The sequence below is a fragment of the Streptomyces sp. NPDC094448 genome (assembly GCF_044763775.1).
Lineage (GTDB): Bacteria > Actinomycetota > Actinomycetes > Streptomycetales > Streptomycetaceae > Streptomyces.
Window position 1 is genome coordinate 388,987 of sequence record NZ_JBIWGU010000004.1, and the last position, 23,385, is coordinate 412,371.

21 protein-coding genes and 1 pseudogene are annotated in these 23,385 nt (G+C 73.3%); 15 read left to right on the forward strand and 7 right to left on the reverse strand.

Annotated elements, in window-relative coordinates:
- Nucleotides 1–37: 37 nt before the first annotated feature.
- From ACIQ9E_RS10330 to ACIQ9E_RS10340, 3 genes are all read left to right on the forward strand, one after another.
- On the forward strand, nucleotides 38–1,108 hold the full coding sequence (locus ACIQ9E_RS10330) for an Acg family FMN-binding oxidoreductase (RefSeq protein WP_403704916.1): 1,071 nt from the start codon (nucleotides 38–40) through the stop codon (nucleotides 1,106–1,108).
- A gap of 271 nt (nucleotides 1,109–1,379) precedes the next feature.
- The gene (locus ACIQ9E_RS10335) at nucleotides 1,380–1,694 is read left to right on the forward strand and encodes a 4a-hydroxytetrahydrobiopterin dehydratase (protein WP_403704919.1); all 315 of its coding nucleotides are present in this window, start codon (nucleotides 1,380–1,382) and stop codon (nucleotides 1,692–1,694) included.
- A gap of 185 nt (nucleotides 1,695–1,879) precedes the next feature.
- Nucleotides 1,880–2,407, forward strand: a complete 528-nt coding sequence (locus ACIQ9E_RS10340) for a DUF6879 family protein (RefSeq protein WP_403705232.1) — start codon at nucleotides 1,880–1,882, stop codon at nucleotides 2,405–2,407.
- 64 nt (nucleotides 2,408–2,471) lie between these two features.
- Here ACIQ9E_RS10340 and ACIQ9E_RS10345 read toward each other — a convergent pair whose 3' ends face one another.
- Nucleotides 2,472–2,681, reverse strand: a complete 210-nt coding sequence (locus ACIQ9E_RS10345; RefSeq protein WP_403704922.1) for a hypothetical protein — start codon at nucleotides 2,679–2,681, stop codon at nucleotides 2,472–2,474.
- A 105-nt stretch (nucleotides 2,682–2,786) separates the two neighbouring features.
- Between ACIQ9E_RS10345 and ACIQ9E_RS10350 the strand changes: the two genes are divergently transcribed.
- Nucleotides 2,787–3,821, forward strand: coding sequence for a GlxA family transcriptional regulator (locus ACIQ9E_RS10350; RefSeq protein WP_403704925.1), 1,035 nt, complete (start codon nucleotides 2,787–2,789; stop codon nucleotides 3,819–3,821).
- A 19-nt stretch (nucleotides 3,822–3,840) separates the two neighbouring features.
- Here ACIQ9E_RS10350 and ACIQ9E_RS10355 read toward each other — a convergent pair whose 3' ends face one another.
- Nucleotides 3,841–5,508, reverse strand: coding sequence for a bifunctional 3'-5' exonuclease/DNA polymerase (locus ACIQ9E_RS10355; RefSeq protein ID WP_403704928.1), 1,668 nt, complete (start codon nucleotides 5,506–5,508; stop codon nucleotides 3,841–3,843).
- Between the two features lie 279 nt (nucleotides 5,509–5,787).
- Between ACIQ9E_RS10355 and ACIQ9E_RS10360 the strand changes: the two genes are divergently transcribed.
- The 5 genes from ACIQ9E_RS10360 (at nucleotide 5,788) to ACIQ9E_RS10380 (ending at nucleotide 12,053) form a co-directional block, all read left to right on the forward strand.
- The gene (locus tag ACIQ9E_RS10360; RefSeq protein ID WP_403704930.1) at nucleotides 5,788–6,444 is read left to right on the forward strand and encodes a lipoprotein; all 657 of its coding nucleotides are present in this window, start codon (nucleotides 5,788–5,790) and stop codon (nucleotides 6,442–6,444) included.
- An 80-nt stretch (nucleotides 6,445–6,524) separates the two neighbouring features.
- The gene (locus ACIQ9E_RS10365; RefSeq protein WP_403704933.1) at nucleotides 6,525–7,730 is read left to right on the forward strand and encodes a DUF2786 domain-containing protein; all 1,206 of its coding nucleotides are present in this window, start codon (nucleotides 6,525–6,527) and stop codon (nucleotides 7,728–7,730) included.
- Nucleotides 7,731–8,133: 403 nt separating this feature from the next.
- Complete coding sequence (locus ACIQ9E_RS10370) at nucleotides 8,134–9,390, forward strand: pyridoxal-phosphate dependent enzyme (protein WP_403704936.1); 1,257 nt, start codon at nucleotides 8,134–8,136, stop codon at nucleotides 9,388–9,390.
- Nucleotides 9,387–10,589 carry an ATP-grasp domain-containing protein gene (locus ACIQ9E_RS10375; RefSeq protein WP_403704939.1) on the forward strand — a complete coding sequence of 401 codons (1,203 nt, stop codon included), beginning with the start codon at nucleotides 9,387–9,389 and terminating at the stop codon, nucleotides 10,587–10,589. The genes ACIQ9E_RS10370 and ACIQ9E_RS10375 overlap by 4 nt, the downstream gene beginning before the upstream one ends.
- Before the next feature lie 129 nt (nucleotides 10,590–10,718).
- Nucleotides 10,719–12,053 (forward strand): MFS transporter, encoded by a 1,335-nt coding sequence (locus ACIQ9E_RS10380; protein WP_403704941.1) that lies wholly within the window; start codon nucleotides 10,719–10,721, stop codon nucleotides 12,051–12,053.
- Nucleotides 12,054–12,130: 77 nt separating this feature from the next.
- Here the strand turns inward: ACIQ9E_RS10380 and ACIQ9E_RS10385 are convergent.
- Nucleotides 12,131–12,661: pseudogene (locus ACIQ9E_RS10385) on the reverse strand (sigma-70 family RNA polymerase sigma factor); the annotation flags it as partial.
- Nucleotides 12,662–12,722: 61 nt separating this feature from the next.
- Complete coding sequence (locus ACIQ9E_RS10390) at nucleotides 12,723–13,499, reverse strand: hypothetical protein (protein WP_403704944.1); 777 nt, start codon at nucleotides 13,497–13,499, stop codon at nucleotides 12,723–12,725.
- A gap of 345 nt (nucleotides 13,500–13,844) precedes the next feature.
- Between ACIQ9E_RS10390 and ACIQ9E_RS10395 the strand changes: the two genes are divergently transcribed.
- Entirely contained in the window at nucleotides 13,845–14,798 is a 954-nt protein-coding gene (locus ACIQ9E_RS10395; protein WP_403705235.1) for a ferric reductase-like transmembrane domain-containing protein, read from the forward strand.
- Between the two features lie 152 nt (nucleotides 14,799–14,950).
- On the opposite strand, the gene ACIQ9E_RS10400 is transcribed toward ACIQ9E_RS10395, so the two are convergent.
- Nucleotides 14,951–15,415 (reverse strand): GNAT family N-acetyltransferase, encoded by a 465-nt coding sequence (locus ACIQ9E_RS10400; RefSeq protein ID WP_403704946.1) that lies wholly within the window; start codon nucleotides 15,413–15,415, stop codon nucleotides 14,951–14,953.
- A gap of 115 nt (nucleotides 15,416–15,530) precedes the next feature.
- Between ACIQ9E_RS10400 and ACIQ9E_RS10405 the strand changes: the two genes are divergently transcribed.
- On the forward strand, nucleotides 15,531–17,612 hold the full coding sequence (locus ACIQ9E_RS10405) for an FUSC family protein (RefSeq protein ID WP_403704949.1): 2,082 nt from the start codon (nucleotides 15,531–15,533) through the stop codon (nucleotides 17,610–17,612).
- On the opposite strand, the gene ACIQ9E_RS10410 is transcribed toward ACIQ9E_RS10405, so the two are convergent.
- Nucleotides 17,609–18,154, reverse strand: a complete 546-nt coding sequence (locus tag ACIQ9E_RS10410) for a hypothetical protein (protein ID WP_403704952.1) — start codon at nucleotides 18,152–18,154, stop codon at nucleotides 17,609–17,611. The two genes, ACIQ9E_RS10405 and ACIQ9E_RS10410, sit on opposite strands and share 4 nt — an antisense overlap.
- A 362-nt stretch (nucleotides 18,155–18,516) precedes the next feature.
- On the opposite strand from ACIQ9E_RS10410, the gene ACIQ9E_RS10415 reads away from it, so the two are divergent.
- Nucleotides 18,517–18,759: a DUF397 domain-containing protein gene (locus ACIQ9E_RS10415; protein WP_006347533.1), complete on the forward strand. Its 243-nt coding sequence runs from the start codon at nucleotides 18,517–18,519 to the stop codon at nucleotides 18,757–18,759.
- A gap of 126 nt (nucleotides 18,760–18,885) precedes the next feature.
- Here the strand turns inward: ACIQ9E_RS10415 and ACIQ9E_RS10420 are convergent, their stop codons facing one another.
- The gene (locus ACIQ9E_RS10420; protein WP_403704954.1) at nucleotides 18,886–19,527 is read right to left on the reverse strand and encodes an ATP-binding protein; all 642 of its coding nucleotides are present in this window, start codon (nucleotides 19,525–19,527) and stop codon (nucleotides 18,886–18,888) included.
- A 503-nt stretch (nucleotides 19,528–20,030) separates the two neighbouring features.
- Here ACIQ9E_RS10420 and ACIQ9E_RS10425 point away from each other — a divergent pair.
- The 3 genes from ACIQ9E_RS10425 to ACIQ9E_RS10435 all read left to right on the forward strand — a co-directional run bounded on the left by ACIQ9E_RS10425 (nucleotide 20,031) and on the right by ACIQ9E_RS10435 (nucleotide 23,342).
- Nucleotides 20,031–20,864: a helix-turn-helix domain-containing protein gene (locus ACIQ9E_RS10425; RefSeq protein WP_403705238.1), complete on the forward strand. Its 834-nt coding sequence runs from the start codon at nucleotides 20,031–20,033 to the stop codon at nucleotides 20,862–20,864.
- 293 nt (nucleotides 20,865–21,157) lie between these two features.
- Entirely contained in the window at nucleotides 21,158–22,615 is a 1,458-nt protein-coding gene (locus tag ACIQ9E_RS10430) for an aldehyde dehydrogenase family protein (RefSeq protein WP_403704957.1), read from the forward strand.
- A gap of 160 nt (nucleotides 22,616–22,775) precedes the next feature.
- The gene (locus tag ACIQ9E_RS10435; protein WP_403704960.1) at nucleotides 22,776–23,342 is read left to right on the forward strand and encodes a DinB family protein; all 567 of its coding nucleotides are present in this window, start codon (nucleotides 22,776–22,778) and stop codon (nucleotides 23,340–23,342) included.
- Nucleotides 23,343–23,385: the final 43 nt, after the last annotated feature.

Below are 23,385 nucleotides of genomic sequence, written 5' to 3' on the forward strand. Positions count from 1 at the left end.
CCCGGGGCGGGCGCCCCCCAGCAGGAAGCGGAACGCCGTGGCCCCCACACCCGTGGCACCCCCCGAGGCGGCCCCCCTCGACGAGACGCTGATCGCGTCCCTGGTCGAGGACGCGACCCTGGCCCCCTCCCTCCACAACGCCCAGCCGTGGTTCTTCCACTACGACCCCGGTGACCGCAGGTTCCGGATCCGCGCCGACCGTGCGCGGGAGCTGCCGCTGGCCGACCCCGACCGGCGGGCGCTGCACATCAGCTGCGCCGCCGCCGTACTCAATCTGCGGGTCGCGGCGGTCCACGCGGGGTGGGATCCGGTGGTCGGACTGCTGCCCGACCCCGCCGATCCGGATCTGCTGGCCGAGATCACGCTGCTGCCGAGGCGTCCGGAGTCGTACGAGGAACTCGCCGAGCTGTATCCCGCGCTGCACCGCCGCCACACCAGCCGCGCGCCCTTCGGGGCGGAGCGCATCGAGGAGTCCCTGCTCGACGTGCTGAGCCGGGCGGCCCTCCTCGAAGGCGCGCACCTCGCCTTCCCCGACACCTTCCACCGGCGGACCGTCCTCGACCTGAGCAGCGAGGCGCTCGTCCGGGAGCAGGAGGACGCGGGCCACCGGGCGGAGATCGCCCGCTGGGCCGGTGACCCGCCGGAGGCCGCGGGAAGGGACGACGGCATTCCGCGGTACGCGTTCGGGCCCAGGTCACGGGGCGGCGGGGCGCCGGTCCGCGATTTCGGGCCGGAGCCGGGGGCGGGCGAATCCGCTACGGCCCCGGGGGCCCCGCTGCTTCCCGACCCCGATTTCGTCCGGGAGTCCGCGGTCTTCGAGGAATCCCCGCAGCTCGCGCTCCTCGGCACGGTCCGCGACCACCCGGCCGACTGGCTGCGGGCGGGCCAGGCGATGGAGCGCGTGCTCCTCGAAGCCACCCTGGACGGGCTGGCCACCTCCGTCGCCTCGCAGGCGCTGGAGTGGAGCGACCTGCGGTGGGCGATCCGGGACCCGGCGTCGGCGATGGGCCATGTCCATATGGTCATCCGGCTGGGTTACGGCCCGGCGGGCCCGGCCACGCGGCGCCGCCCGGTCGGAGACGTCCTGTCGATCGGCGGCGAGGGTTAGGGCCTTGACGGGGCGGGGGCGGCCTGCCGGACCTGCGGGAGCCCGTACGTACTACCGCACCTCGTAGCCGCGGCCGGACGGCCTTCCGCCGGGACCGTGCCGCGCCGGGGTCCGCCTCCGGCGGCCGGGCAGTGGATACGCTCCGTCGGGGACGTCGGCGGGTGGCGCACGGACCATCGGCGGCGTCCCGACAGGCCGCGAAGCCGGCCGCCGCGATCACCGCATGTACCGCATGGACCACTCGTACCGCATGGACCCGAGGAGACCTCCCATGGCCGCCACCCCGCTGACCGCCGCCCAACTCGACGAGGCCCTGACCGCGCTCCCCGACTGGACCGCCGACGGCGGCAGGCTCACGGCCGCTTTCAAGCTGGACCGCGCCGATGTCCCGGCCCTCTACGCGGCCGTGGCCGCCGCCGAGGACGAGGCGAACCACCATGCGGAGGTGACCATCCTCTACGGCACGATCGGCTTCGCGCTCTCCACGCACGACGCGGGCGACGCGATCACGGCTCTCGACACCACCACGGCGGCCCGCCTCACGGCCCTGGCCCTGGCCCACGGCGCCCGCCCGGCGAACGGCTAGACAGGGCCTAGCGTTGTGCCGGACGTCGTGGGCCGGTGAACCTTCCGGTCACACCATCAGCCACCGGCGCCGTCCGTGGTCGACCGCCCGGGAGTGTGGAAACCGGGCGCCCGCCGTGGACACAGCCGCAGGCTCGCCCTACCGTCGCTCCCGGCATGGCCGACGACTTCCCGAGGACGGCTCAGATGCGCTTGGACGGTGAGGACTGGCGCCGGTTCTTCGATGCCTTCGGGCAAGAGGCATGGCGTTTCGAGGCGCAGCCCGTCTGCACGATGCCCAGGGAGCAGGAGAACGTCGCCCGATTCCTCCGGGGTGAGGCGAAACCCGCAGAGCACAACGCCCGGTGGCACGAGCGGGTGCATTCCTATGCGCGGTCCGGGCGGACCATCGGCCGGGTTCGCATCGTCAGGCAGCCGCTCACCGACTATCAGCGGTACCAGTTCGCCTGGGGAATCCCCGGCAATATCGCCGCCGGTGAGGACATCCGCGTCCTGGACGTGACCTCGTACGACTACGGTCTTCCGCTCTCCGGCGGGCGGGACTGGTGGATGTTCGACCGGGCCCGGATCGTCCATCTCCACTTCAGGGCGGACGGTACCCAGATCAACCGTGAGGTGCACGAGGGCGATCCCGCGCCCTACCGCGAGTGGCAGCGCATCGCCTGGGAACACGCGGTGCCCTTCGCGGAGTACATGCACGACCGCGACGAGTGACCCGGGTCGGCAGGGGCATACGGCAGGGCCGGTTCCGTTGCCCCGCGGCCGTCGGCGGCCGGGGTCACGCGGCTGTCGTGTACGGGATCGGGGCCCGTTCGGACGGGGCCGTGGAGCGGGGGGTCGGTCGGTCGTTCGGTACGGGCTCCGCGCGGGCCGCCGCCTCCCGCAACTGGCGGTCGATCGCCCGGTCGCGAGCCGCTCCGAGCAGGGACGGGAGGGTGACAAGGCCGGTCAGCGCGGCCACGAAGAGGTAGCTCCAGAGTGTGTTCATGTCCTCTACTGTCCCCGTGCGCGCCGCTCGACAGCAGTGGCAGAACTGTCATGAATCTTCGATTTACTGCCACTCCGCCGAGGTGCCCGTGGCACACTGGCGAGCATGCTGAGCAATGTGGCGGTACCACTGCTCGACACGGTCCACCCCTTTGAACTCGGGGTGCTCTGTGAGGTGTTCGGCCTCGACCGCAGCGACGACGGCATGCCCGTCTACGATTTCGCCGTCGTCTCCGCCGAAGGCCCCACGCTCTCCACCCACGCGGGGTTCACCATCACCACCCCGCACGGTCTGGAGCGCCTGGAAGAGGCCGATCTGATCGCCGTCCCGACCGGCGGCTCCTATCCCACCCGCGGCTATCCCGAAGAACTCCTCGCCGCGCTGCGGCGCGCCGTCGACCGGGGTGCGCGGGTGCTGAGCGTATGTTCCGGCGCCTTCGTCCTGGGGGCGGCCGGTCTCCTCGACGACCGGCGGTGCACGACCCACTGGCGGTACAGCGCCGCGCTGGCACGGCGCTTTCCGCGGGCCGTGATCGACCCCGATGTGCTGTACGTGGACGCCGGACCGGTCGTCACCTCCGCGGGTACGGCCGCGGCCATCGACGCCTGCCTGCACATTCTGCGCCAGGAGCACGGCCCGGAAGTCGCCAACTACATCTCGCGCCGCATGGTCGTCCCGCCCCACCGCGACGGCGGGCAGGCGCAGTACATCACGCACCCCCTGCCGCGCAGCCGCTGCGACACCGTGGCCGGGACCCTCGACTGGATGGAGCGCCATCTCCGGGACGACATCACGGTCGACCAGCTCGCCGAACGCGCCCATATGTCCGCGCGGACCTTCGCCCGCCGCTTCCTCCAGGAGACGGGCACCACCCCGTACCGCTGGCTGCTGCGGCAACGCGTCCTCAAGGCGCAGGAGTTGCTGGAGTCGACCGACGAGACGATGGACGTCATCGCCGACCACTGCGGTTTCGGCAACGCGGCCGCGCTCCGCCACCACTTCCTGCGCACGCTCGACACGACCCCGAACGCCTACCGCCGGACGTTCCGCGGCGACCCGGGCGCGAGAGACGCGAAGCACGCGAGGGACGTGAGAGACGTGAAGGACGCGAGGGACACAGTCCGCAACGCCACCGTCTGAGCGCCCCCGGCCCGCGGTGTCATTTCGCGTCCGCGTAGCACTCCACCGCCGCCGTTGTGAACGGAAAGCGGACCGGGGTGTCGCCGAAGGCGATCCGGCCCGCCAGCGCGCCCGCCTCCCGGATCGCCTCCGCCACCGCCTCGGCCTCCTCCGCCGGGCAGTGCACCACGACCTCGTCGTGCACGAAGAACACCAGCTCGGCGCGGAGCCCGGCGGTCGCCCGGCGCAGGGCGGCGAGCATCAGCAGGGCCCAGTCCGCGGCGGCGCCCTGGACCACGAAATTACGGGTGAAACGGCCGCGGGCGCGGGCGTCGGAGCCGCCGGAGCCCGGGGTGCCGCCCGCGTCGTCCTGCGGCAGCCCCGCCTCCTCCGCGTCCGCGGCGCCCGAGACCGGGGGACACGTACGGCCGAGGTACGTCCGGACCAGCCGGCCCTCCTCGCCCGCACGGGCCGCGTCGTCCACATACGCGACCGCGGCCGGGAAGCGGCGCCGCAGCGCCGCGAGGTTCTTCAGGCCGTCGCCCGACGTCTGCCCGTAGACCGCGCCCAGCAGCGCCAGCTTGGCGTGCTCCCGGTCGCCCGCGAACGCGCGCGTCGACAGCAGGGAGTACAGATCGCCGTCATGGCCCGCGACCTCCATCAGACCGGGATCGCGGGAGACCGCCGCCAGCACCCTCGGCTCCATCTGGTCCGCGTCGGCGACCACCAGCCGCCAGCCCTCGTCCGCGACCACCGCCCGCCGGATGACCCGGGGGATCTGGAGCGCGCCCCCGCCGTTCGTCGTCCACCGCCCGGAGACCGAGCCACCGGGCAGATAGCCGGGCCGGAACCGGCCGTCCCGCACCCAGTCCGCCAGCCACCCCCAGCCGTGCGCCACCCAGATCCGGTACAGCTTCTTGTACTCGACGAGCGGCTTCACCGCCGGGTGGCCGATCTCCTCCAGCTCCCAGCGCCGGGTCGACCGCAGCCTGACACCCGCCTCCGCGAACGCCTTGATCACATCCGCCGGCAGATCCGGCCGCACCCGGCGCCCGAACGCCGCCGACACCTCGTCCGCGAGCTGCGCCAGCCGCCGCGGCTCCCCGCCGCCCGCGTACCGCTCGCCGAGCAGCTCCTGGAGCAGCCGCCGGTGCACATCGGCCCGCCACGGCAGCCCCGCCCGGTTCATCTCCGACGCGACCAGCATCCCCGCCGATTCGGCGGCCGTCAGCAGCCGCATCCGGCCCGGGTGTACGGCCGCGTCATGGCGGCGCTGCTGCTCCGCGTACACCTCCAGCAGGGACTCCAGCGACACCGGCACCGGCCGCGGCTCGAACAGCGACGACTGGGCACCCGGCTCGGCCGCACGCTGCGGCGGATCGGGCGGCACGGGCTGCCGCCGCAGCCGGGCCAGCGCGGCCGCGGCCGACCGGGGCTCCCCGAACCGGCCCTCGTGCCCGAGGAGCAGCAGTTCGGCGTCCTCGATGTCGTAACACCGCTCCACCGGGACCCCGGCCGCCAGCAGCCGGGGGTAGACGTCGAACGTGGACCGCCACACCCAGCGGCCGGCCTCGGGCCGAGACCGGACCGCCGCGACGAGATCCGGCTCCTCGACCACCGGCCCGGCGGGCAGCCCGTCGGGGCGGAGGGGGACGAGCCGTGCCCCGTCGCCCTCCTCCGCCGCCGCGATCGCCCACCGTTCCGCCATAACGGGAAGTCTGTCAGGAGGGTCCGACAGCGACCCGGTCGCCGGCCGGGTCACCGGTCCGGTCGGCGATTCCGTTGCGCGGCTGTGACCTGCTCTTTTATTCATACGGGTGCGATCGCGGCGACCCCTTAGGATCAGCCCGTTCCAGCGGCGCCACGAGGTGCGCCGCGGCAAGGCACAGGGGGCTTCATGGGTGGTTCCACCGCAAGGCGCGGGAGACGTCGCGGGTGCGGGAGAGCGCGGCGGACGGGGTTCGCCGCGGGTGCGGCACTGCTCGGTGTGCTGGCGACCGGCTGCGGTGGAGGGGGCGGCGCGGACGGTGAGCCGGACCGGAAGACGGCCGGCAAGCCCGCCACCGCGTCGGCCACCGCGTCGGACCCGGCCGCTGCCCCCCGGCCCGACCCGGCCGTGAAGGTCAGGCAGATCGGGGGCAAGGGCGGAATCTGCGCCCTCCCCTTCGCCTTCGACGTCGCCGCCGACTGGAAGGCCACCCCGGTGAAGGTCGCCAAGGGGAACGAGTTGGCCGAGGCCTTCGGTATGCAGGGCGAGGCCGCTATCCTCTGCGAACTCGACGCCCGCCCCTCCGGCAACACGGGTTTCATCCGCTTCTGGGAACCCGTCGCAAACGGCTTCGCGAACCAAACCCCGAACACCGCCTCGGCCCGCGACGCCCTGGACGACTTCGTTGCGGACAGCGGTCTGGAGAAGCTCGCCAAGGTCAAATACCGCGAGGTGAAGGCGGGCTCCCAGCAGGCCGTCGAGGTGAGCTACGAGGGTTACGACGACTTCTGGGAGGAGACCGAGAAGGAGCGCCATCTGGCGGTCGTCACCCCCGACGGGATCATCGTCATCGAGGTCGGCGCCCAGGACGACACCGACCACGACGCGCTGCTGCCCGAGTACGAACGGATCAAGGAGACCCTCCGCACACCGTGACCCACCGGCCGCGTGCCCCGAGGTGAGCGCCGGGCCGACGTACGTCCGGTGCACCCGGCCGCGCCCCGCATCATGGAGGGATGAGCACCGCCCCCACACCGCAGGCCACCGTCGAGCGGGCCCTGGCGACCGCGCTGTACGCCCAGGACTCCGGGGCCCGGGACCGGTCCGTCGAGACCGCGCTCGACACCGCGGCCTCCCTCGTCGCCGCCGACCCCGGCGCCGCCGCCGAGCTGGCCCGGCGGGGCGAGGAGTTCGTCCGCCGGGCCTGGGAGCGTGGCTGGCAGCCCGCCGACGTCGTCCGGATCGTCCGCCGCGAGCTGGGTGACCCCCAGGTACGGATCGCGGCCGAGCTGATCCGCACCGAATCCCGCCGCTACCCGGAGGCGACCCTTCCGGCGCGCTGGGCGGGGCAGCTCGCGGCCCTCGGCCCCGACTCCGTACCGCCGTGGCAGCCCACCGACCGCTTCTCGTACGCCACCGCCGCGCTGGAGCTGTACCGGCTGCTGCTGCGGCTGCCCGCCATCGAACCGGTCGGCCCGGTGCCGGGGGAGTCCCCCGCAACCGCGCCGCCCTCCGTACACGAACCGAAGGCACTCACGCGGATACGGGCGCTGCTCGCCAAGGCCGAGGCCACCGACTATCCGGAGGAGGCCGAGGCGCTGTCCGCCAAGGCCCAGGAGCTGGCCGCCCGGCACAGCATCGACGCGGCGGCGCTGGACGCGGGCGGCGACGGGCGGACGGTCCCCGGCGCCTGCCGGATCGGCGTCGAGCCGCCGTACGAGACCGCCAAGGCGATCCTGCTCGACGCCGTCGCCGGGGCGAACCGCTGCCGCGCCGTCTGGAACAGCGCCTTCGATTTCTCGACGGTCGTCGGTTACGCCCCCGACCTCGACGCCGTCGAGCTGCTGTACACCTCGCTGCTGGTCCAGGGCACCGCCGCGATGACCCGTGCCGAGGCGTCGCAGCGGGCCGGCGGCCGGAAGCGGACGAAGACGTTCCGGCAGTCGTTCCTGATGGCGTACGCGTCCCGGGTCGGGGAGCGGCTGACCGCGGCGGCCGAAACGGTGTCGGGGTCGGCCCCCGCGGGCCTGCTGCCGGTGCTCGCGACCCGCGAGGTCGCCGTCGGCGCCCGTACCGACGAACTGTTCCCGCGGACGACGGCCACCCGGGTCCGCGGCGTCGGCGACGAGGCCGGGTGGACCGAGGGCCGCGCGGCGGCCGACGCGGCCCGCGTCCACCCCGAGCGCCGCGGGGTACGGGGACCCGGCCGGGACGGCGGTTGAGCGACGGGGCTGGGCGGGGCAGGGTGTGGCGCGGTCCGGGCGGCGGTCGAGCGACGGGGCGGAGGCAGGGGCGGGTAGGACGGGGCGGCGGGGCAGGCAGGGTGTCGCACGGTCCGTGCCGTGGGGCCGGGCGCCGGACGGTCCGGGCGGCGGTCGAGCGACGGGGCGGGGGCGGTTCGGCGGCGGGTACGGCCGGGCGGACAGGGTGGGTCGAGGCCCCGGGCGCGGCCTCGGCACCCCCCGGCCGCGGTCCGCTCCCGCCCGAAACTTCCCGCGGCTCCCCGGGAACTCGCCCGGCTTGCGATACGACTACTCGGGCGACGGGACGCGACCGATCCCCACCCGGTCCCCCACCCCGGTCCGGCCCGCGCCCCCCTTCGCCCCCACCGGAGGACCCCACACCATGCCCGTTCCCGTCCCCCACTGCCCCGAGCAGGCCCCCGCCGTCGTCCACGAGCACATCACCGACGCCCTCAAGGACCCCGCCTTCGTCCGGCTCACCCCCACCACCGTCCTCGCCCGTTTCGAGACGATGAAGGTGTACGCCGCCCTCGGCGCCGTACGCACCCTGCTGGAGTCCGGCCGGATCGGACCCGGCCACACCGTCGTCGACAGCTCCAGCGGTATCTACGCGCTGGCTCTCGCCCTCGCCTGCCACCGCTATGGGATCCGCTGCCATATCGTCGCCTCCACCACGGTCGACGCCACCCTCCGCGCGCAGCTCGACGTCCTGGGCGCGACCGTGGACCAGATGCCCCCGTCGCACAGCCTCCGCCTGGACCAGGAGCGGCGGGTCCGCCGCGTCCGCGCGCTCCTCGCCGGGCGGCCGGACGTCCACTGGATGCGGCAGTACCACGACCGGGTCCACCACGCGGGCTACCGCGAGTTCGCCGGGCTCGTCGCCGCCGCGCTGCCGCCCGGACCGCTCACCGTCGTCGGCGCGGTCGGCACCGGCGCGTCCACCGGCGGGCTGACGGCGGCCCTGCGCGAAAGCGGCCGCCGTGTGCGGCTGGTCGGTGTCCAGCCCTTCGGCAGCGTCACGTTCGGCAGCGAGGGCTTCAGCGACCCGGAGGCCATCATCGCCGGAATCGGCAGCTCGATCCCGTTCGGGAACGTCCGGCACGAGCTGTACGACACCCTGCACTGGCTGGACTTCCGGCACGCCATGGCGGGCACGGTGGAACTCCTGCGCCGCCACGCCGTCTTCGCGGGGCTCTCGACGGGGGCCGCGTATCTCGCCGCCCGCTGGGAGGCTGCCGGGGGCCGCCGGGACCGGGGCCCGGACGCCCCGGCCCCCGGCACCTACCTGGTGCTGGGCGCCGACACCGGCCACCGCTACACCGAACGCGTCTTCGCCCGCCACACCGAGGCCCTCGATCCCGCCGCCCTGCGCCCGCGACGGATCACCGGCCTCGGTGAACTGCGGCCCCCGTGGACGGTCATGGAGTGGGCGGGCCGCGCCGCCCCACCGGGCGCGGTGGCCCGTACGGACCCGGCGGACCCGGCGACCCGTACGCAACCCGCGGACCATGTGGCCCGTACGGACCCGGCGGACCGTGTGGACCCGGCGACCCGTACCGAGCCGGCCTGTACCGACCGGCCGGCCTGTACCGACCCGCCGGCCCGTACGGACCCCGTGACCTCCGGAGGCCCCCGATGACCATCGCCGCCCTCGAAGCCCTCTCCTTCGGACTCGAACGCCTCGCGCTCGCCGCCGCCGTCGCCGGACACCGGCTCGTCCTCCTCACCTCCGACCGCACGGTCTACCGCCACGAACTGGCGGCCATGCCCGACGGCATCCTCGACATCGTCGACACCGACACCACCGACCAGGCCGCCGTACGCCGTGCCCTCGCCGCCCTCCCCGATCTCGCCGGGCTGGTCAACACCACCGACACCTGGAGCGTCCCGGCCGCCGATCTCGCCGCCGAGCTGGGGCTGCCGGGACCCGATCCGGCGGCCGTACGCGTCCTGCGCGACAAGGCCCTCGTCCGGCAGCGGCTGTACGCGGCCGGACTCAGCCGGGGCACCGCCACCGGGGACCTCGACGCCGTCGAACTGCCCGCCGTACTGAAGGACTCGGCGGGTACCTCGTCGCGGGCGGTGTGGATCGTCCACGACGAGAGCGGGCTGCGGGCCGCGCTCGCCGAGGCGGCGTCGGGCCGGGCGGGCCTGAAGGGACGGCTGTTCGCCGAGCCGTTCCTCGCCGGGCCGCTGTACAGCGCGGAGACCCTGAGCTGGAAGGGGGAGACCCGGCTGCTGGGCGTCGCCAGCAGGCTGACCTCGCGATCACCCGCCGTACGGGAGGAGGGTGCGGCCTTCCCGGTCGCCCTGCCGCCCGGCGAACGCGAGACCGTCGCCCGCTGGGTCGCCGACGTCCTCGCCGCCGCCGGACACGACCGGGGCTTCGCCCATGTCGAATACGTCCACACCGCCCACGGCCCCGAAGTCGTCGAGATCAACCGGCGGATCGGCGGCGCGCTGATCGGCGAGGCGCTCTGCCGGGCCCTGGGCGCGGACGTCTACGACGCGCTGGTCCAAACCACCCTCGGGCAGCGGCCCACCCTGATGGACGGCCCCCTGGCGGCCCCCTTCGAGGGGCCCGCCGTCGCGTTCGTCCTCGTCTACCCGGACCGGCCCGGGACCCTGACCGGATGGCAGGGGCTCGACGGGCTCGCCGCGTTCCCCGGCACGGTGGAGTGGTATCCCGTACGCGCCCCGGGGGACACCGTCACGGACCTCGGGGACCAGCGCGGCTGCACCGGCATGGTGCTCGCGGAGGCGCCCACGGCCGAACTGGCGCAGCACCGGGCGTGGTGCGCGGCGACGACCGTACGGCCGCTGATGGCGGATGGCTGAGCCCCGGGCCTCCGGCGGACCGGACGGGCCTCCGGCGGACCGCACCGGTCCGCCGCCGTGAGGCCCGGACGGCCCGGCGGGCGGGGAGGCGGGGCAGGGCACCGGGGGGCGCCGCTCACCCGCCACCAGTTGCTCCTCCTGGGCGCTTCGTTCCTGATCACGGTCGGCAGCTTCGCCGTCCTGCCGTATCTGTCCGTCCTCCTCCACCAGCGGTGGGGGCTGGGGCTCGGCGCGGTCGGCGCGGTACTGGCGGCCGCCTCCCTCATCCAGTTCGGCGGGGGAGTGTTCGGTGCCGCGCTGGCCCGCCGGATCGGACTGCGGGCCACGATGCTGACCGCGCTGACGGTCCGTACGGCCGGCTTCGCCTGTTTCGCCCCGGGCGGCGGCGGACCGGTGCTCGCGGTGGTGGCGCTGCTGCTGGTGGCGTCCGGTGCGGCGCTGTACCTCCCCGCCAACAAGGCGTATCTGGTCGCGGGCCGGCCGGAGGCGGAGCGGCCGAGGCTGCTGGCGCTCAGCGGCTCGGCGTTCACCACGGGCATCGCGCTGGGGCCGGTGGCGGCGGCGCCGTTCGTCCTCAGCGAGCCGACGGCGCTGTTCGGTGCGGTCGCGCTGCTGTTCGCGGCGGTGTGCGGGGCGCACGCGCTGCTGCCGCCGGTACGGGACGAGGGCCGGGCCGGCGGGACGGGCCCGGAGACCGGGGCGCGGGGCCGCCCGCCGCGGGAGCCCTTCGCGCCCGCGGAGCGTGCCCCCTTCGCGTACGCCCTCCTCTCCGTCTACGTCTTCATGTACTTCCAGCACTATCTGGCGCTGTACGCGATCCCGCGGATGTCCGCCGCCTCCTACGGCTTCCTGCTGATGGCGTACGCGCTGCTGCTCGCCGTGCTCCAGCCGCTGCTGGCCCGGTGGACGGCGGAGCTGCCGTACGGGCGGGCGCTGCGGCTCGGCTTCGGCGCGATGGCACTGGGCACGGCCGGGCTGGCGACCGGCGGGCCGGTGGGGATCGCCGCGGGGGCCGCGCTGATGTGCTGGGCCGAGGCCGTGCTGTTCCTCCGCAACGAACTGGAGGCGCTCGCCAGGTCGGCCGCCCCCGCCGCGACCGTCTTCGGCCGGCAGCGGCTGGCGGCGGGCTTCGGCGCGGCGGCGGCGGCCCTGTTCGGCGGCCCGCTGTACGGGGCCGCCGAACAGGCGGGTGACACCGGCCTGTTCTGGCTGGCGGTGGCCGCCCAGAGCCTGCTGCTGCCGGTGGCGGGGTGGGCGGTGGGCCGGACCCGCAGGGATCAGGCGGCCGCGAGAAGCACGGCCCCGGCTTCTGCCCCGACACCCGCCCCGGCCCCGGCACCGGCCCGAGGTCCGGAACCGGCCCCGACACCCGCCCCGGCTCCGGCTCCGGAACCGGCCCCTGGCTCCCCTCTCCCTCCCGCTGCGCCTCCCACTCCCGCCTCCCCTTCCGGTTCGGGGAGCTGATTCAGCCAGACTCCGGCCAGTTCGCGTCTCGCCCTGGCCACCCGGGACCTTATGGTCCCCACCGGGCAGCCCAGCAGGTCGGCGGCCTCCGCGTACGAAAGGCCGAGGAGCCGGGTCAGTACGAACGCCTGACGGCGCCCCGGCTCCAGTGCGCACAGCGCGTCCCGGAACGCCACGGACTCCTCGAAGCCGGACGTCTGCCGGAGCTGCTGGGCGTGTTCGGCCGCGCCCAGCCAGTCGTCGGCGGTATCGGCGATCCGGGGCCGGGCCGCGGCCCGGCGGATCCCGTCGACGACCACCCGGCGGGCGATCGTCAGCAGCCAGGTCCGCGCCGAACTGCGTCCGGCGAATCCGCTGAGGCTGGTCAGGGCGCGGGCGTAGGTCTCCTGCGCCAGATCGTCGGCGCCGCCGGGCGTGTCGAGGGAGCTGCCGCCGTACGTCAGACGGCTGACGAAGCGTCGTACATCCTCGTACGTCGCCTCCACGAACAACTCCGTGGCCCGGCGGTCGCCGGAGCCCGCGGCCAGGGCCCAGTCGGTGATCTGGGCGTCCCGGCGGCCGGAGCTGCGGTCCCGCGCGGCACGGATGTCAACAGGTGAGTAGAGCATGACAAAAAGTCCTTCGCGTCCGAGCTGTCCCCGGGGAGGTGGGGGAGGGGGAAAGGGGGAGTCAGGACGGGAGGAGCGGGGGCCCGCGGCGGGTGACCGCCCGCAGCAGGAGCAGGGATTCGGGGAGGCGTACCCGCTGCGGGCGGGGCCGGGGCGGGCGGACACCCTCCGGCGGCAGTACGGCGTACGCGCAGCAGAGCGCCGCACGGGCGAGGCGCAGCCGCCCGCGCAGAAAGAGGTGGAGTGCCAGAGCGATCCGGGTGAGGGCGCGTTGGCCGTGCCAGAGCCACCAGCCGCAGACGGCTCCGGCGGCGAGGTGCGCGGCGGTCATCCCGGCGGTCGGGACCGAGGTGAACGCGGCCGTCCACCCGGAGGTGAGCCCGGAGGCGGAGGCGGAGGCGAATTCGGAGACCGAGGAGGGCGAGGAGACCGCGGAGAGCGCGGACGTCATGGCGGACGCGCTGTCGGGCGGCGGACCGGACAGCGGCCCGGAGGCGGAACCGGGAGCCGGGAGCGGCAGTTGACCGGCCGTACCGTACGGAGCGGTGTGCCCGGTCGCGTGATGCGCTCCGCCGGATCCGGCGCCGTGCGGTACGGCCCCGAAGAGCAGGTGCAGCAGGGCTTGGACCGCCGCACCGACGGAGACGACGACCCCGGCGGAACGTTCCTTTCGGGTCAGCCGCCAGCCCAGTAAGCAGACCGGGGGGACGGCGACGCCATAGGCGACAGGGGGCAGTGAGGTGCCCGAGGCCAGGGCGTGTCCGGTTCCGGACACCGCGACGCACACCGCGACGAGTACCGCGGTGTGCGCGAGGCGGAGTCCCGATCCGGCTCTCATGCGGCTCATGGTGCCAGCGCGGCGTGAGGCTTCGGGAGTGTCGGCACCACGGTGATATCGCTGCGGGGAGGGCTTTCACGCGACCGGCGAATCTGTGACATACATCATAGGAGGGGGTCGGGAACTCGAACACTCGTCGGGACGACCACTAGGTGGACGAGCACCCTTTTGAGCCAAGGAGCGGATCCGATGCAGCCCCCGCCGGAGCGCACCGCTCCCGACGCCGAGAACGCGCCCCCGACCGGTCCCGGGCGGGAGCGCACCCGCGGGCGGGGGGCCGCGGCGGGAAACGCGCCCGGGGATGCCCGCGCCGCCGGGAGTGCACTCCCCGCCGAGGGCGCCCCCGTGCCGGGCCCCCGGACCGGACCGGGCGGAGCCGGCCGGGTGACCCTCCGCTCCGACCTCCGGGCCAGTTGGCCCGACGGGCTCGCGGCCCTCGCCGTCACCGCCGCCCTCTCCGCCCTGATCTGGGCCCGGATCAACTCCCGGGCCTCGTCGACGGCCACCGTCATGCCGTTTATGGCCGACGACCCCGACGCCTTCCTGCTCTACTTCCTCAGCCAGGCCTTCGGCTGGTCCGCGCTGCTGTGGGCGTGGATCACCGTCGTCCTCGGGCTGCTGCTGTCCGGCCCCCGGCCCGCCCGGCTGCCCCTCTCCGGCCCCCGGCTGGAACGCCTCCACCGCACCACCAGCCTCAACACCATCGCGCTGATCGCCGCCCACGCCCTGCTCTTCGCTGCGGAGCTGATCCGGCACGACGACAACGACGCCGCCGACGCCTGGTACGTGCCGGTCCGGACCGCCCTCGTCGAGACGTTCGTCCCCGGCGGCTACGGTTCCGGCACCGGCCGGATCGCGATCCCCGTCGGCCAGGCCGCGCTCTATCTCGCGATCCCGCTCGGCCTGCTCTTCTACCTACGCCACCGCATCGGCCCGAAGACCTGGCGGGTCCTGCACCGTTTCGTCCTCGTCGTCTACGTCCTGAGCGTCTGGCACACCCTGCTGTACGGCACGAACGTCTGGTACGACGGCTGGTTCCGCACCTCCGTCTGGCTGCTCCAGCTCCCGATCGCCGCGCTCTTCCTGGCCCGGCTGCTGTCCCCGGCCCGCCGCTCCGAGCGGCTCCCCGCGCTCGCGGCGACGCCCGGCGGCGGCAGGCTGCCGTGGACGGCGCGCGCGGCGGGCCGGGCGGTCGCCGCGGCGGTCCTCGTGGCCCTGGTCGCGATCGTCGTCACCGGCCGCGACGGCGGCCGGGAGGAGCCCCCGGCGGACACCACCTCCACCCACCACCACGACTGACCCTCGACGGCACGCCCCCTGCCCCCCGGGCGGCCCGGGTCCACCGCAAGCTCCCCCCGCGCCCGGATCCCGGACGGCCCCGTGAAACCGGCCTGCGGTCCGGGCCGGGGGCTTTCCGCACCCCGGACCTCATCCGCCCCGCACCGCCGGTCCTACCGCCCCTCGTCGGCGGCCGGGCCGAACTCCTTGAACAGATGGACGTCCTCGGCCCCGCCGGGAATGCCGAGCGTGCGGCCCGTCTCCCGGTAGCCGTGCCGCTCGTAGAAGCCCGGAGCCTGGAAGGTGAACGAGGAGACGCAGGCCCGGTCGCAGCCGCGTCGCCGGGCCTCCTCCTCGGCGGCCAGCAGCAGCTTCCCGCCCCAGCCGCCGCGGCGGCTGTCCTCGCGGATCCACAGCATGTCGATCCCGAGCAGGCCGCCCCAGGTCCAGCCGGTCAGTCCGCCGATCAGCCGGCCCTCGCCGTCCACGGCCTTCACGGACAGGCTGGTCTGATCGGCCGAGGTGGTCCCGGTCGCCGGGAAGTTGACCTCGTCGAGCCCGTCCGAGAGGCTCTTGCTCAGCTCGGCGTCCCGGTCTCCGACGCTCAGCACGGCGCCGCTGTGGTGATCATGTGACATAGCGGGAAGTCTCCGATCGGCCCACCCCACCGTCAAACGATTACTCCGGCGATACGGCCCGGGGTGACGACGCGCCCAACCCTCAAGGGCAAACCGGTCGATATAGCCTCAGAGCATGACCTGGTACCGGGCGTTGAAGGAGACGGCGCGCTCCGGACTCACCATCGACCGCACCGGCTTCGAACCCCTTCTCGCCCTCCGCGGCGCCCTCGGTCTGGCCCTCGTCGTCGTCGGCACCCTCGCGCTCTTCGGCCCGCTGGCCGCCGTCAGCTCCGCCTTCGGCGCCTTCCAGGCCGTCATCGCGACCTTCCAGCGCAGCTGGCGGCCCCGGCCCGTACTCGCCCTCGCCTCCGGCGGCTCCCTCGCCGTCTCGACCTTCGTCGGCTATCTCACCGTCGGCCATCTCCCCCTGTTCACCGTCCTGATCGCGGTCTGGACCCTGGCCGCGGGGCTCGCCTGGGGACTCGGCCCGACCGTCGGCATCATCGCCTCGTCCAATGTGGCGATCATGCTGGTCACGATCACCCTGCCGACCTCCGTCGCCACCGCCGCCGGACACGCCGCCGTGATCGCCGCGGGCGGGGTCGTCCAGGCCGCGCTGATCGTGCTGCTGCCCGTCCGCCGCTGGGGCGCCCAGCGCGACGCCCTGGCCGACGCGCTCGCCGCCGAGGCCGACTACGCCCGCAGACTCCGCCGCGACCCGACCGCCGCCTTCGACCCGGAGCCGCTGATGCGGGCCCGCAGCGCCGCCGCCGTCAGCGCCCGGCAGGCCCGCCGCCGCCCCGCCGAACTCCACGGCGCCCGGGGCGTGGCGGAGAAGCTCCGGCCCGTTCTCGCCTCCCTCGCCGATCCGGCGTTCGGCGTCCCGGAGCAGGGGCCGGCGCGGGAGCGGGTACGGGAACTGCTGGCCGCCGCCGCGACCGTACTGGACGCCGCGGCCCAGGCCGTACGGCACGGCGAACCGCCCCGGCTGCCCGCCCCCGCCCTCGCCGCCCTGCGCACCCCCGACACGGGCGCCCTGCTGACCGGCCCGCCGCGCCGGGCCGCGCTCCGCCTCTCCGCCCTGCTCGCGGACGTCACCGAGACCGCCCGCGGCGAAGGCGCAGCCGCGGACCACCGCGACCGGCCCTCCCTGCTGAAGCTGCTGCCCGGCGCCCTGCGGACCGTCCGTTCCGAACTGCGGCGCGGCTCACCCGTACTGCGGCACGCCGTCCGGGTCGCCACCGTCGTCGTCGCGAGCTATCTCGCGGGCACCGCCCTGCCCCTCGGCCACGGCTACTGGGCGCCCATGACCGCGGTGATGGTGATGCGGCCCGACTTCTCCCAGACGTACGCCCGCTCCGTCGCCCGCTTCGGCGGCACCCTGGTCGGCGTCGGGGTCGCCACGGCCGTCGTCGAGACCGTGAACCCGGGCGCGTACGCCGCCGCCGCGCTCGCCGTGCTCTGCGCCTTCGGCACGTATCTGGTGCTGCGCACGGGATACGCGGCCGCCAACGTCGGCATCTCCGCCTATGTCGTCTGTCTGCTGTGGATGGGCGGCGAGGAGGCCGGACAGACCGTGCCGGAACGGATCGTGCTGACCCTGATCGGCGGACTGCTGGCGATGCTGTCGTACGCGGTCTACCCGGCCTGGGAGACACCCCGGCTGCGCAACCGGCTCGCGGACTGGCTGCTCGCCGACTGCCGTTACGCCGCGGCCGTCGTCGACCACTACGCCAGGCCCGGCGAACCCGACGACGCCGGACAGGACATCCGGCAGGCCCTGCTCGCGGCCCGCGATGCCCGGCTGGCCTGGCAGGACGCCCTGAGCCGGGCCGCGGACGAGCCGGTACGGAATCGGGGCCTGTCCCATGCGGCGGCGGACGCGGCCGGGGAGGCCCTCGGCAAACTGGGCCGGGGCGCCATGCTGATGGAGGCCCATCTGCCCGCGCACGAGGACGCCCCGGTCCCGGCGGCGGCCGGCCTCGCGAAGGCCTTGCGCGCCGACGCGGAACGGGCGGCCAAGGCGGTCCGGGAGCGCCGGCGGCCCGAGTGGCAACGGGTCGAGGAGGCGCTGGCCGCCTGGGAGGAGAGCCACGAGATCATCGACCCCGGCGCGGCCCTCGTCGGCGAGGCGCTCGCCGAACTCTCCGACGCGCTGCCGCCGAGGACGGGACCGGCCCCGAAACCCCCGCGGCCCCGGCCGGACGGCCCTTAGGAACCCGGACCGGTGTACTGCGGCAGGTCCTTCAGCTTCTCCAGATCCTTCAGCTCCTTCGGCAGCGTTCCGCCCGCGACCTTGGTGAAGGTGTCCTTGATTCCGCCGCCCCAGACCACGGTCAGTTCGCCGTTCGCGACCGCGACCGTTCCCATCGTGCGCGTCTTCGAGCCGTCGGCGCACTTCAGGGCGAGCATCAGCGAACCGTGGTCGGCCAGTTCGCCGGTGCACGCCGCGCCGTCCGCCATCAGGACCGCCTTCCCCCGGGTGACGGCCAGACTCAGCGTTTTGCCGTCCGTGACCCCGGTCCAGGCGCCCTCGGCATCGGCCGCAGCGGTCTTGCCGCCGTCCGCGCCCCCATCCGTGCCGCTGTCCGTGCCGCCGTCGCCCCCGGGCTCCGCCGGGCCCGATGCCGCCGGTCTGTCCCCGCCGCCGGAACCACCGGCCTTCTCCGGCGACGACTTCCCGTCGTCGCTGCTGCAACCGGTCAGTACGAGCGCCGCGCCGAGCGCGGCCGCGGCCGCCGCGGCTGCCTTGGACACGGACGTCCTTGCACGCATCTGGGGTCCCCCGGGGTGTCGGATGGAAAGTGCGCGCCAAGGTAGCAGGCACCGAACCGTCCCACTGTTCGGACTGTTACCTGAAAACGGGAGCCTGACAGCTCGCTTACGCGTCTTTCCCTTATGTACGAGGGGAGTTCGCCCGTACGACCCACCCCCTGGGACCGAGGCCGTCCGAGGCCGTGCCACGGCCGGCCGGCACCGGGAGGCCCTTCATCGTGTAACCGCAGCACCACCCCGCGTGCACGTGCATCTGCTCGTGCGAATGCTCATGCAGATGCACGCGAAACACAGCTATGATCCCCGACAGTTGACACATGCACCTTGTACCTCGGGAGCTACTCGTGCACCACGCGTACAACGGCATGGCGGCCGCGGAGCTTCACGGGGTCGTCTGGCAGAAGAGCAGGCACAGCAATTCCCAAGGATCGTGCGTGGAATTCGCCAAGCTGCCCGGAGGGGGCGTGGCGGTACGCAATTCCCGGTTTCCGGACGGTCCGGCGCTGGTCTACACGCCCGCCGAGATCGAAGCGATGCTGCTGGGCATCAAGGACGGGGAGTTCGACCATCTGATCGCGGAGAACTGACGGCCCCTGCCGCACCCGTCCGGGAACGCGGGAGCGGGCCCGCCCGCAGGCGGACCCGCTCCCGTGGCCCGGCCGCGCTCGCCCCGGAGTCCTCGGACCCCGGGGGCGCGGCCCGGCCCTCCCCGCTCAAGCCAGCCTGAACAGCGCCCACACGACCTTGCCGTGCAGCGCTCCGGCGAGCGGATGCCAGCCCCAGCTGTCGGCATAGGCGTCGACCAGGAAGAGCCCCCGGCCGGACTCGGCCGTACCGTCGGGATCGGGGAAACGTCCCCCGAGCCGCTCCAGGCCCCCCAGCCCCTCAAAAGGGCTTTCGGTCCGCTCCAGGACATCCACCCGGCCCGGCCCGCCGCGCCCGTCCATCCGGCCCGGCCCGTCCATCCGGTCGATTCCGTCCACGCGGTCGAGACGGTCGATCCGCTCGGCGCCGCCGCGCCGGTCGGTGCCGCCGGGACCCTCCGCGCTGGGATCCCGTACCGCCACCACCAGCCGTCCGGGCCACCGCATCAGATGCAGGCGTACGGGAGGGAGGAAGGTCTCACGGGCCGGCTCGTCCGGCAGGGCGTGCCGCAGCGCGTTGGTGACCAGCTCCGAAACGACCAGGGCGATATCGTCGAAGTGGTCGTACAGATCCCATTCCTTCAGCGTCGTCCTGGTGAACTGCCGGGCCCCGCGCACCGCTTCGTAGCGGGCGGACAGGGAGCAGGCGGCCGAGCTGAGGGCCTGTGCGGGATCAATCGGGGGAAGCCCTTGCCTTAACGGCTCTAGCATGGTCGATCCATTCGTCCCCATGCGAGGCACTCCCGGGAATCGCGGCTGTGACGCTTCAGTGACGCTTCAACACGAACGAGCACGCAGGTGCGCGGGGACCATGGTTCCCAATGCGTAGGGCAGATGCAAGGGCAGATGCACGTGCACGCAGGACCGCTGTCCGCTCTTGTGGTCATTGAGGCGGATATCTTCCTCTCATCTGTTCCATGGGCTCCCCAAGTGCTTCCCATTTCAGTAACCGGATGAGTACGGCCCGGAGTGATTTGGTGGCAGAATCCGGCACTTGGGGTTCCGGGGGTACTCCACGTCGAGGTGAAGAACCTGTAGAGATGAGGCAGTGGGGAGCGGCGCCGGCGCCGCCGGCCGCGATTTCCGCCGGGAGGCGGACCGCTCGGGGCACCCCGAAGCGTCGGACGACAGGACGGACGGGACAGAAGGATGGGGAGGGTCGAGTCGTGACCGCAGGTGAGTCCTGGGCCCAGGGCCCGGGTGGCGGATCCGTGGTGCGGCGCATCCTGCTGGGCTCTCAGCTCCGGCGGCTGCGGGAGTCGCGCGGCGTCACCCGCGAGGCGGCCGGCTATTCGATCCGTGCATCGGAATCAAAGATCAGCCGCATGGAGTTGGGTCGTGTGAGTTTCAAGGCGAGGGACGTCGAGGACCTGCTGACGCTCTACGGAGTGGCCGACGAGACCGAACGGGAAGCACTGCTCGGACTGGTCAAAGAGGCCAATATCGCCGGCTGGTGGCAGCGGTACGGCGATGTGCTGCCCGGCTGGTTTCAGACATATGTCGGACTGGAGGCCGCGGCCTCCCTGATCCGTATCTACGAGGTGCAGTTCGTCCACGGGCTGCTCCAGACCGAGTCGTACGCCCATGCCGTCGTGATGCGCGGCACCCCCGATGCCACCCGGGCCGACGCCGACCGCCGGGTCGCCCTGCGGCTGGAGCGCCAGAAGGTGCTGGTCTCCGAGCGCGCCCCGCAGCTGCACGCGGTCCTCGACGAGGCGGCGCTGCGCAGGCCGTACGGTGACCGCGCGGTGATGCAGGGACAGTTGAGGCATCTGATCGACATCTCGGAGATGCCGAACGTCACCCTCCAGGTGATGCCGTTCAGCTTCGGCGGCCACTCCGGCGAGAGCGGCGCCTTCACGATGCTCCGCTTCCCGGAGTCCGACCTCTCCGACATCGTCTATCTGGAGCAGCTGACCAGCGCGCTCTACATCGACAAGCCCGAAGAGGTGCAGCAGTACGAGAAGGCGATGAAGCGGCTCCAGGAGGACAGCCCCGATCCCGCCGAAAGCCGGGACATCCTGCGCGGGCTGCTCCAGCTCACCTGACCCCCTCTCCCGCGACCCCGCCCGCCCCGTATTTCCCTCCCCCCTCCGCCTCTTCCCCCTTTCTCTCGTCCTTCCCCCCTTCCGCCGGTCCTTCCCGGCCCCTCCTCGCGTCCGGTGCCGCCGCCCGGACGCCCTCGCTGACCGTCCGCCCCCGGTCCCGGCCTGCCCATGGACCGTTTTTTGCCGACGTGGTCTACGCCAACTCCGAGTGGGCGAACGTATAGTGACGTCACATCAGTGACCCGACCAGTGATGCGATTCAAGGGAACCCGAGGGTAAGGATTCGACTCACCATGTCCTTGTTCACCGAGCTGGCCCAGCAGTACATCGACGGCGAGTGGAGGCCCGGGACCGGATCCTGGGACATCATCGACTTCAACCCTTTCAACGGGGAGAAGCTGGCCTCCATTCCGGTCGCGACCGCCGCCGAGGTGGACCAGGCGTACCGCGCCGCGGAACGGGCCCAGGCGGCGTGGGCCGAGACCAATCCCTATGCGCGCCGCGCCGTCTTCGAGAACGCTCTGCGGATCATCGAGGAGCGTGAGGCCGAGATCACCGAGGCGATCATCGCCGAGCTGGGCGGTACGCATATCAAGGCCGGATTCGAACTCCACCTCGCCAAGGAGTTCCTGCGCGAGGCCATCCAGCTCTCGCTGCGGCCCGAGGGCCGGATCCTGCCCTCGCCGGTGGACGGCAAGGAGAACCGGGTCTACCGCCTCCCCGTCGGGGTCGTCGGGGTGATCAGTCCCTTCAACTTCCCCTTCCTGCTCTCCATCAAGTCCGTCGCGCCCTCCCTGGCGCTCGGCAACGCGGTGGTCCTCAAGCCCCACCAGAACACCCCCATCTGCGGCGGCTCCCTGGTCGGCAAGGTCTTCGAGGACGCCGGTCTGCCGCCGGGCCTGCTCAATGTCGTGATCACCGATATCGCCGAGATCGGTGACGCGCTGATCGAGCACCCGGTGCCGAAGGCGATCTCCTTCACCGGCTCGGACAAGGTGGGCCAGCATGTGGCGATGGTCTGCGCCGCCAACTTCAAGCGGGCGATCCTGGAACTGGGTGGCAACAGCGCGCTGATCGTCCTGGACGACGCGGATATCGACTACGCGGTCGACGCGGCCGTCTTCAGCCGGTACGTCCACCAGGGCCAGGTCTGCATGGCCGCCAACCGAGTCCTGGTCGACCGCCGTATCGAGCAGGAGTTCACCGAGAAGTTCGTGGCCAAGGTGCGCACGCTGAAGGTCGGGGACCCGGCCGATCCGGCCACCCATATCGGCCCCCTGATCAACTCCCGCCAGGCCGATGCCGTCACCTCCCTGGTCGAGCAGACCGTCGAGGCCGGCGCGACGGCGCTGCTGCACGGCGGCGCGGACGGCAATCTGGTCGAACCGTCGGTTCTCACCGGAATCGCCACCGACTCCCCGGTCCTCGGTCAGGAAATCTTCGGCCCGGTGGCCCTGATCATCCCGTTCGACGGCGAGGACGAGGCCGTACGGATCGCCAACGACACCCCGTACGGGCTCAGCGGGGCGGTCCACACCGCCGATGTGGAGCGCGGGGTCGCCGTGGCCAAGCGGATCAACACCGGCATGATCCACATCAATGACTCCACGGTCCACGACGAGCCGATCGTGCCCTTCGGCGGCGAGAAGCACTCGGGCAGCGGACGCCTCAACGGCGAGTCGATGATCGAAGCGTTCACCACCCAGAAGTGGATCTCCGTTCAGCACGGCAGGTCCCGCTTCCCCTTCTGACCGACCGGCAGCCGACCGGACCCCGCGGATCCCGGAGACCCGCGGATTCCCTTCCGCCACGGGCCATCGAGGACAGCCCTTGTCCTCGATGGCCCGTAGCGTTTGCGGTGTCGGAAGGAGGGCGGGAGCCTCTCCTTGAGAGCGGTCGGAAGGCGATGCCATGGTTATCCACGTTCCCTCGGGCGATCCCGGTGACGAGCGGGGCACCCTGCTCTCCTTCGTCGAGGCCCAGCGCGGTGCGCTCCGCCGCTCGGTGCTCGGACTCGGCCGTGAGCAGGCCGTCAGCAGGCCGAGCGCCAGCGAACTCACCCTCGGCGGGCTGCTGAAGCATGTGGCGGAAGTGGAGCTGAACTGGCTGCGGCTGGCCCAGCAGCAGGAGAACGAGCGGGCCCGCACCCCGGAGACCTGGGGCGAGGCCTTCGTCCTCCAGGACGGCGAGAGCGTCGAGGAGACGCTGGAGTTCTGGGCGGGGATCGCCGCGGAGACGGAGGAGTTCATCCGGGCCGTACCGTCCATGGACGACACCTTCCCGCTGCCGGAAACGCCCTGGTTCCCCAAGGGGGAGCGGGTGTCGATGCGCTGGTTCCTGGTCCATCTGGTGGAGGAGTTCGGTCGGCACGCGGGCCATGCGGACATCGTCCGCGAGTCCCTCGACGGGCAGACGGCCTTCGCGCTGGTGGCGCTGGAGCAGGAGGCGGCGGAGGCGAAGGCGGCGGGGGCCGCCTGACGGTCCCGCGGGGCGCCGGGAGGGGGGAGCCCCCGCCCGGCGC

Coding starts and splice junctions, on each gene's coding strand:
- ACIQ9E_RS10405 (WP_403704949.1), top strand. CDS start 15,531: ATGACCTGGTACCGGGCGTTGAAGGAGACGGCGCGCTCCGGACTCACC.
- ACIQ9E_RS10335 (WP_403704919.1), top strand. CDS start 1,380: ATGGCCGCCACCCCGCTGACCGCCGCCCAACTCGACGAGGCCCTGACC.
- ACIQ9E_RS10350 (WP_403704925.1), top strand. CDS start 2,787: ATGCTGAGCAATGTGGCGGTACCACTGCTCGACACGGTCCACCCCTTT.
- ACIQ9E_RS10370 (WP_403704936.1), top strand. CDS start 8,134: ATGCCCGTTCCCGTCCCCCACTGCCCCGAGCAGGCCCCCGCCGTCGTC.
- ACIQ9E_RS10430 (WP_403704957.1), top strand. CDS start 21,158: ATGTCCTTGTTCACCGAGCTGGCCCAGCAGTACATCGACGGCGAGTGG.
- ACIQ9E_RS10420 (WP_403704954.1), bottom strand. CDS start 19,527: ATGCTAGAGCCGTTAAGGCAAGGGCTTCCCCCGATTGATCCCGCACAG.
- ACIQ9E_RS10340 (WP_403705232.1), top strand. CDS start 1,880: ATGCGCTTGGACGGTGAGGACTGGCGCCGGTTCTTCGATGCCTTCGGG.
- ACIQ9E_RS10355 (WP_403704928.1), bottom strand. CDS start 5,508: ATGGCGGAACGGTGGGCGATCGCGGCGGCGGAGGAGGGCGACGGGGCA.
- ACIQ9E_RS10400 (WP_403704946.1), bottom strand. CDS start 15,415: ATGTCACATGATCACCACAGCGGCGCCGTGCTGAGCGTCGGAGACCGG.
- ACIQ9E_RS10375 (WP_403704939.1), top strand. CDS start 9,387: ATGACCATCGCCGCCCTCGAAGCCCTCTCCTTCGGACTCGAACGCCTC.
- ACIQ9E_RS10365 (WP_403704933.1), top strand. CDS start 6,525: ATGAGCACCGCCCCCACACCGCAGGCCACCGTCGAGCGGGCCCTGGCG.
- ACIQ9E_RS10345 (WP_403704922.1), bottom strand. CDS start 2,681: ATGAACACACTCTGGAGCTACCTCTTCGTGGCCGCGCTGACCGGCCTT.
- ACIQ9E_RS10435 (WP_403704960.1), top strand. CDS start 22,776: ATGGTTATCCACGTTCCCTCGGGCGATCCCGGTGACGAGCGGGGCACC.
- ACIQ9E_RS10390 (WP_403704944.1), bottom strand. CDS start 13,499: ATGAGAGCCGGATCGGGACTCCGCCTCGCGCACACCGCGGTACTCGTC.